Source organism: Microcystis sp. M53598_WE2 (genome assembly GCF_030067735.1).
In the GTDB taxonomy this organism is placed as follows: Bacteria; Cyanobacteriota; Cyanobacteriia; order Cyanobacteriales; family Microcystaceae; genus Microcystis; species Microcystis aeruginosa.
Window position 1 is genome coordinate 1 of sequence record NZ_JASJFE010000390.1, and the last position, 7,329, is coordinate 7,329.

7 protein-coding genes are annotated in these 7,329 nt (G+C 43.1%); 5 read left to right on the forward strand and 2 right to left on the reverse strand.

The genetic code is table 11. The features are described from left to right. The first annotated feature begins 317 nt into the window (after positions 1–317). Both PX636_RS08415 and recQ read left to right on the forward strand, forming a co-directional pair. Complete coding sequence (locus PX636_RS08415; RefSeq protein ID WP_002797490.1) at positions 318–929, forward strand: DUF3318 domain-containing protein; 612 nt, start codon at positions 318–320, stop codon at positions 927–929. 108 nt (positions 930–1,037) lie between these two features. Next, positions 1,038–3,149, forward strand: coding sequence for a DNA helicase RecQ (recQ, locus tag PX636_RS08420; protein ID WP_288116741.1), 2,112 nt, complete (start codon positions 1,038–1,040; stop codon positions 3,147–3,149). A gap of 156 nt (positions 3,150–3,305) precedes the next feature. On the opposite strand, the gene PX636_RS08425 is transcribed toward recQ, so the two are convergent. Continuing rightward, positions 3,306–3,446, reverse strand: coding sequence for a hypothetical protein (locus PX636_RS08425; RefSeq protein WP_002760440.1), 141 nt, complete (start codon positions 3,444–3,446; stop codon positions 3,306–3,308). A gap of 720 nt (positions 3,447–4,166) precedes the next feature. On the opposite strand from PX636_RS08425, the gene atpD reads away from it, so the two are divergent. Both atpD and atpC read left to right on the forward strand, forming a co-directional pair. After that, on the forward strand, positions 4,167–5,615 hold the full coding sequence (gene atpD, locus PX636_RS08430; RefSeq protein WP_012263845.1) for a F0F1 ATP synthase subunit beta: 1,449 nt from the start codon (positions 4,167–4,169) through the stop codon (positions 5,613–5,615). Between the two features lie 74 nt (positions 5,616–5,689). Then, positions 5,690–6,106: an ATP synthase F1 subunit epsilon gene (gene atpC / locus PX636_RS08435; protein WP_002760449.1), complete on the forward strand. Its 417-nt coding sequence runs from the start codon at positions 5,690–5,692 to the stop codon at positions 6,104–6,106. Between the two features lie 296 nt (positions 6,107–6,402). On the opposite strand, the gene PX636_RS08440 is transcribed toward atpC, so the two are convergent. Then, positions 6,403–6,726: a 30S ribosomal protein PSRP-3 gene (locus PX636_RS08440; protein WP_002760450.1), complete on the reverse strand. Its 324-nt coding sequence runs from the start codon at positions 6,724–6,726 to the stop codon at positions 6,403–6,405. Between the two features lie 103 nt (positions 6,727–6,829). Between PX636_RS08440 and mutT the strand changes: the two genes are divergently transcribed. Then, positions 6,830–7,234, forward strand: coding sequence for an 8-oxo-dGTP diphosphatase MutT (gene mutT, locus PX636_RS08445; RefSeq protein WP_288116742.1), 405 nt, complete (start codon positions 6,830–6,832; stop codon positions 7,232–7,234). Positions 7,235–7,329: the final 95 nt, after the last annotated feature.

Consider the following 7,329-nt stretch of genomic DNA (forward strand, 5'->3'; position numbering starts at 1 on the left):
AATACTAAGCTGTTAAGCATTTAAATTGCTTGTTGAGACGAGGCAAGAGGCAAGAGGCAAGAGGCAACAGTAAAGGGATTGGGGGAGATTCGGCTAATCTTAAGAATAAGTGCTTTAAATGCGTCTTAGCTTAAATCCTGTTGAAAAGGTATAGCAGAGTAGGAGAAGCGATTTTTGCTCCCCTTGTCCCTTGCGTCGGCAAACCCCAGCGTTTTTTCTATCTTAACAAAACTCAACTTTGAGAAAATTGTCGGAAAAGAGATATTAGCTCAGAAAGCGATTATACTCAATGATCGAAGACTATTGGCCGGCGATCGATGAACCAAGACAACGAGATTAGTCACTTACTAGACCTCATGCCTGCTTCGGGACGGATGATGACGCGCATTGTCAGCAAACCCGAAAGCACCAAGGTAATCGAAACTAATTTTCCCCTGCCCTGGCAAAGAGGAGTCAGACCGATTCAAATTAATTTTGACCTCTGGCGGCAATTATCAAGACCCCAACGGGATCTAGTCTTGTTAAGGGCCGTCTCTGTTTTAACGGCAGTAAAATGGTTTAAACCCGATCTCGATCGATTAATTGCTCTGGCTGGTATGATCGGTTTAACCGTGGAAACCCTGCAAACCGATGCCGTCGGTATAGCAGTAGCGGGGGGTTTAACTGCCTTGGCAATTAACCGGATTTGGCGAGAAAAACGCAGCCCCCAACGGGAATTAGACGCGGATGAAGCGGCCCTAAAAGTGGCTGTTAGACGCGGTTACACGGAAACCGAGGCCGCTAAGGGTTTATTATCGGCTATTGAGACTATAGCTGAAATTGAGGGGCGATCGAGTCTCAATTTTAACGAGTTATTGCGCTGTCAAAATCTGAAAAAATTAGCCAATCTCTCCTTTGTTGGTGTTCCCGATCAGGTGAGACAATCTTAAGGTCAGTTGTTTTGGCTATCAGCTTTCTTTTTACTGATTACTGATCAATGATCACTTAAATCCCTAACCTTAAAATAACTACTATAAAAATATTTTTCCCCTTGCTCAATGGCTGCAATTGACTCTTTAGAAAAAGCCTTAAAATATCACTTTGGCTACGATCAATTTCGACCGAATCAACGCCAAATAATTGAGGCTGCTTTAAACAATCAGGATTTATTAGTAATTATGCCCACTGGAGGCGGTAAATCTCTCTGTTTTCAGCTACCCGCTTTAATCAAAAAAGGGGTGACGGTGGTGGTTTCTCCCCTAATTGCTTTAATGCAGGATCAAGTAACTGCTTTAGCTGATAATGGCATCGGGGCAACATTTCTCAATAGCACTTTAAACGCTAAACAAGTCAGAGAAAGAGAATCTTTAATCCTGCAAGGAAAAATTAAACTGTTATATGTCGCCCCAGAAAGATTATTATCGCCTAGTTTTTTAGACTTTTTAGCTGTTATTGATAATTACCTCGGTTTAGCCTGTTTAGCAGTGGATGAAGCTCACTGTGTCTCCGATTGGGGTCATGATTTCCGCCCTGAATATCGACAAATTAAACAAGTTCGTCAACGCTTTCCCTCCGTGCCAATTCTGGCTTTAACTGCCACCGCTACCCAACAGGTTAGAGAAGATATTATCCAACAATTAGGATTGCGAGATACTTCCATTCATATTGCTAGTTTTAATCGTCCTAATCTTTATTATGAAGTTCAACCTAAAACCAGTAAATCTTATCAGCAATTGTATCAATATATTAAAGGACAAAAAGGAGCAGGAATAGTTTACTGTATCAGCCGCAAAACCGTCGATAAAGTTGCTGAACAGTTGCAAAAAGATGGTATTAATGCCCTACCCTATCACGCGGGTATGGAGGATCGGGAAAGAAGTAACAATCAAACCCGTTTTATTCGGGATGATGTGCAGATTATGGTGGCAACAATTGCCTTCGGTATGGGGATTAATAAACCGGATGTACGCTTTGTCATTCATTACGATTTACCCCGCAATTTAGAGGGATATTATCAAGAATCGGGCCGCGCGGGTAGGGACGGAGAACCAGCTAAATGTACACTCTTTTTTAGCTTTGCAGATGCCAGAAAAATTGAGTATTTTATTAACCAAAAAACCGAGCAAAATGAACAACAGAAAGCTCGTCAACAATTGCGACAGGTGTTAGATTATGCTGAAGGGACTGAATGTAGAAGATCGAGCGTACTAGGTTACTTTGGAGAAAGTTTTGCGGGTAACTGTGGTAACTGTGATAACTGTCGGAATGGGAACAATTCTGAGGATTGGACAATCGAGGCACAAAAATTTTTATCCTGTGTAGCGCGGACGGGACAAAAATTCGGTATGATGCACATAATCAACGTACTCAGGGGAGGAAAAGGTGAAAGAATCACCCAATATCAACATCATTTATTATCTACTTATGGCATCGGTAAAGATAAAACTATGGAGGAGTGGAAACGTTTAAGTCGTTCCCTTGTCCAGCAAAATATATTAGTAGAAACTGAAGACGATTTTAGAATCTTGAAACTTAATCAACACAGTTGGGAAGTGATGCGGAAACAACGTTCCGTGTTTATTGCCGTCCCCCAAAAAGCTAACGGTCAAATCTTGGGAGACGACAATCCCAATATGGTGGAAAGTGATTTATTATTCGAGCGCTTGCGGCAACTGCGGAAAAAAATTGCCGATAGTCAAGGGGTTCCTCCCTACGTTATTTTCCATGATTCTAGTCTACGTTTGATGGCCCAATCGAAACCCCGGAATTTGGGGCAGTTTCGTCAAATTTCTGGAGTAGTACACAGTAAAGTACAACAGTATGGGGATATATTTATAGCGGCAATTAATGATTTTTGTCAGGATAGTCTTCCCTCTACTCAATTCCTCACTCTCCAATACTATCAAGATGGGTTGAATGCGGAAGAAATCGCTCGCAAAAGAAGCTTAAAAGTCTCAACCATCTATGAACATTTAGCTAAATTGCTGGAAGCGGGTTACGAAATTGATATTAATCAGTTAGTCTCTAAAAATAAACAGGAATATATTCGTTTAGTGATCAAAAAATTGGGCGATCAATCCCTGAAAACTCTCAAAGAAAATCTGGGAGATAATTATAGTTATGAGGAAATTAAATTAGTTGTTGCTTGGCAAAGACGACCCCGGCAATAAGGCCAGAGGAACTCTTTTGATGCAACCCTCCACTTTACAGGCAATAGGCAATAAATAATCAGTTTTTAATAACCGGATTTAGTATTACAACCAGTGGGTTAATCCGCTCAAAAATTGCTTTTTCTGGGGTTGAAACATTTTCAACCCTGATTTTTATCATCCGGGAAAAATAACTTCTAGGGGAGCGGGAATCATCTCGCTACGAAAGTCAAGAATCTGGACTAGGATTAAATAGGCAACGGCGATTAAAATCGAAATTGCTCCCGTGATAATGGCGATAATTTTAGCAGAATTCATATAATTAACCGTTAATTTCCTGAGATTATTGATCTATTCCCGCAAAAGCTACCGAAATTTATTCTCATCTACGATTGCGAGGATAAACAATTTAAACTGAAGATATCTTACAGCACAATTCTCCGAGGCGATCGAGAGGAGGAAAATCTTTACCGAATCAAGGTTAGTTACGGTTAAAGAGATTTTGCCATCAGTTCCACGAAAGAATAGGGTTTATCAGCTAGGAGAACATTCAGAATTTTGACTAATCCCGAACTGAGGTTCAGGTTGAAACCCAGTTTGACGAGAGATAGTCCTTGCGGCTCAATGTATAGATTAACATCTATGGTAAAGCTTACAATTATTTGTTATTTGAATCTATACAAACAGCAAAACCCTTGCTATAATCGACAATATATGGTAATAGACCAATTCCATGCACTGCATCCGCGTAGGCATCTTCAAAGTTGATCAACCTCGCTTTGTTTTAAGGCAGGCCTTAGCCTGCCTTACTTTTTATCAGTGGTCAGTAACCAGTAAGCAGAAAATTGCCATTTAATACCAATCAGCGCTCAGACTGTCCACGGAAAACTCAAATCTGATCACTGGTAACTGATAACTGATAACTGATAACTGATCTGATCCCCTAGCGTGATAAGCTGTGTATTGGCTAATTTTACAAAAAATTAAGACTTTCCCCTTGTGGGAGTTATCAGCTAAAACCCAGAGTAGACATAAACAATGGTAGCGACAACAGAAACTAACGTTGGTAAAATCGTCCAGATCATCGGTCCTGTCATCGATGCCGAATTTCCCAGTGGCAAACTGCCCCGTATTTATAATGCCTTAACCGTAAAAGGAACTAACTCCGCCGGTCAAAATCTATCGGTTACTTGTGAAGTGCAACAGTTACTCGGTGATAACCAAGTGCGCGCCGTTGCCATGAGTACCACCGATGGTTTAGTGCGTGGTATGGATATCGTGGACACCGGCGCGGCGATTAGCGTTCCCGTGGGTAAATGCACCCTCGGTCGGATTTTTAACGTTCTTGGTGAACCCGTGGACGAAAAAGGACCGGTTAACGTCACCGAAACCTCTCCTATTCACCGTCCCGCTCCCAAATTAGTCGATCTTGAAGTAACACCGACGGTTTTTGAAACCGGTATCAAGGTGATTGACCTGCTCACCCCCTACCGTCAAGGGGGCAAAATCGGCCTCTTTGGGGGTGCTGGTGTGGGCAAAACCGTCATTATGATGGAATTAATCAACAATATCGCCATTCAACACGGTGGTGTCTCGGTTTTTGGCGGTGTGGGTGAAAGAACCCGCGAAGGAAACGACCTCTACAACGAGATGATCGAATCGAAGGTAATCAACGCTGATAACCCCGAAGACTCGAAAATTGCCCTCGTTTACGGTCAGATGAACGAACCCCCCGGAGCGAGAATGCGCGTCGGTCTCTCTGCTTTGACCATGGCCGAATATTTCCGCGATGTCAGCAAGCAAGACGTACTCTTATTTATTGATAATATCTTCCGTTTCGTGCAAGCTGGTTCGGAAGTATCGGCGCTCCTCGGTCGGATGCCTTCTGCGGTAGGATACCAACCCACCCTCGGTACTGACGTAGGCGACCTGCAAGAGCGGATTACCTCCACCAAAGAAGGATCGATCACTTCCATCCAAGCGGTCTATGTACCTGCGGATGACTTGACTGACCCCGCTCCCGCTACTACCTTCGCTCACTTGGACGGAACAACTGTACTATCCCGTGGTCTGGCTTCCAAAGGTATCTATCCGGCGGTAGATCCCCTCGGTTCCACCAGCACCATGCTCCAAGCTGATATCGTCGGTGATGAACACTACGGCACCGCTCGCGCCGTCCAATCTACCCTGCAACGCTATAAAGAGTTACAGGACATCATCGCTATTCTCGGTTTAGACGAATTGTCGGAAGAAGATCGTCTCACCGTTGACCGCGCTCGCAAAATTGAGCGTTTCCTCTCGCAACCTTTCTTCGTGGCCGAAGTGTTCACCGGTTCCCCGGGTAAATACGTTACCCTCGCTGATACGATCAAAGGCTTCCAGATGATCCTCAAAGGTGAACTCGATAGCTTACCCGAACAAGCGTTCTATATGGTCGGCAGTATCGATGAAGCGATCGCTAAAGGCGAAAAACTCAAAAAAGGCTAATTAAAAGTCAGTAGTAACCGCGTTTAGCGGTTACTTAACCCAGAAATCTGCCAAAATTATCGTTATTATCACCAATGAGCATTACAGTACGGGTTATTACACCCGATCGCATTGTCTGGGATAACGTGGCCGAAGAAGTAATCCTACCCAGTTCCACGGGACAATTAGGTATTCTTAGTGGTCACGCTCCTTTATTAACTGCCCTGAATATTGGCGTAATGCGAATTCGACCGGGGAAAGACTGGGAAAATATCGCGGTTTTGGGCGGTTTTGCCGAAGTCGAAAATAATGAGATCAAAGTCCTCGTTAATGGGGCGGAATTAGGCTCAAAAATCGATAAAGAAAAAGCTCGCGCCGAATACGAACAGGCCCAAACCCGTCTCGATGAAGTCAGTAAAGGGGATGACCGTCGCAAAACTATCCAAGCGCAACAATCATGGCGCAAAGCTCGCGCTAGATACCAGGCCGCTGGCGGTTTAGTATCGGTTTAAACCAAGCCAAATCAAATTAAATTCAAGCAAAATCGGGCGGGTTTATATAAACCTACCCGATTCTTTTTCAGTTATCAGTTATCAGTTATCAGTTATCAGTAGGTTGGGTTGAAGCATGAAACCCAACGCCCGATTATGTTACGCTACCGCTAACCCATCCTACAAATAATTGTTCCTCCCTACTTATTGAGAAGTTGCTGTTCTCCTACTGCTCGGTGATCACTGAAAAAGTTTCCTGTTTTCCGTTGCCTAAAACTGGAGATTTTGTCGCTCCCCATTAAGATAACTGCTATAAATTAATTGCTACCACTAAAAACAACTTCGGGGAATTTTAACTGTGCATCGGCCATGGGGATTTGTCGGCCTTGATTGCGTAACTCTTGCCAAAAATTAATTACTTCTGTGGCTTTGTTGAGAACATCAACGCGATCGGACTCATCAATCCAGTGTTTTGCTTCTAACTCCTCTTGCAGTTGTTGCCAAGCATCATTGCGCGGCCAGAAAAAATAAGCGGTGAGGGGGCTAGTTCCTTTGCCGACCACCTGATCCACAGCGATCGCTACGTTCTGATCTAACCACAATACTTTTAAAATAAACTTTGATTCGGAACTGACTGTCATTGTTAATCGTTAATCGTACAATTCTCGATTATATCATCTTTTGACTCAATTTTCCGCAGTCAGTTTTTAACTATTTTTTGCTGTTTTTTCGCTAATAACCGCTATGATTCCAGAAACAGACTCTTTACCCTGTAAACAAATCGGTGTGGCCGTAATTAGAGATGATCGAGATTTAATTTTAATCGATCGCCGTCTAGCCAAGGGACTCCTGGGCGGTTTTTGGGAATTCCCCGGGGGCAAAATCGAAGGCAATGAAACGGTACAGGAATGTATTAAACGGGAGATATTAGAAGAAATTGGCATTGAAATCGCAGTGGATAGTCATTTAATCACTATCGAACACACCTATAGTCATTTTCGGGTTAATCTGCAAGTATATAACTGTCGTTATCTCAGCGGCGAAGCAAGAGCGATCGAATGTGAAGAAATCCGCTGGGTAACTATCCAGGAACTAGATAATTACACTTTCCCCGCGGCCAATCAAGAGATTATCGAAAATTTGGGTTAAAACCCCGTCCTTTTAGGACGGCTTTAAGCTACAATGGAAAAAGCGATAACCAAGCTAAAAACTGAACCTTGACAACAGATAGTAGGGGGTTTTGT

Coding starts and splice junctions, on each gene's coding strand:
- atpD (WP_012263845.1), top strand. CDS start 4,167: ATGGTAGCGACAACAGAAACTAACGTTGGTAAAATCGTCCAGATCATC.
- PX636_RS08425 (WP_002760440.1), bottom strand. CDS start 3,446: ATGAATTCTGCTAAAATTATCGCCATTATCACGGGAGCAATTTCGATT.
- atpC (WP_002760449.1), top strand. CDS start 5,690: ATGAGCATTACAGTACGGGTTATTACACCCGATCGCATTGTCTGGGAT.
- mutT (WP_288116742.1), top strand. CDS start 6,830: ATGATTCCAGAAACAGACTCTTTACCCTGTAAACAAATCGGTGTGGCC.
- recQ (WP_288116741.1), top strand. CDS start 1,038: ATGGCTGCAATTGACTCTTTAGAAAAAGCCTTAAAATATCACTTTGGC.
- PX636_RS08415 (WP_002797490.1), top strand. CDS start 318: ATGAACCAAGACAACGAGATTAGTCACTTACTAGACCTCATGCCTGCT.
- PX636_RS08440 (WP_002760450.1), bottom strand. CDS start 6,726: ATGACAGTCAGTTCCGAATCAAAGTTTATTTTAAAAGTATTGTGGTTA.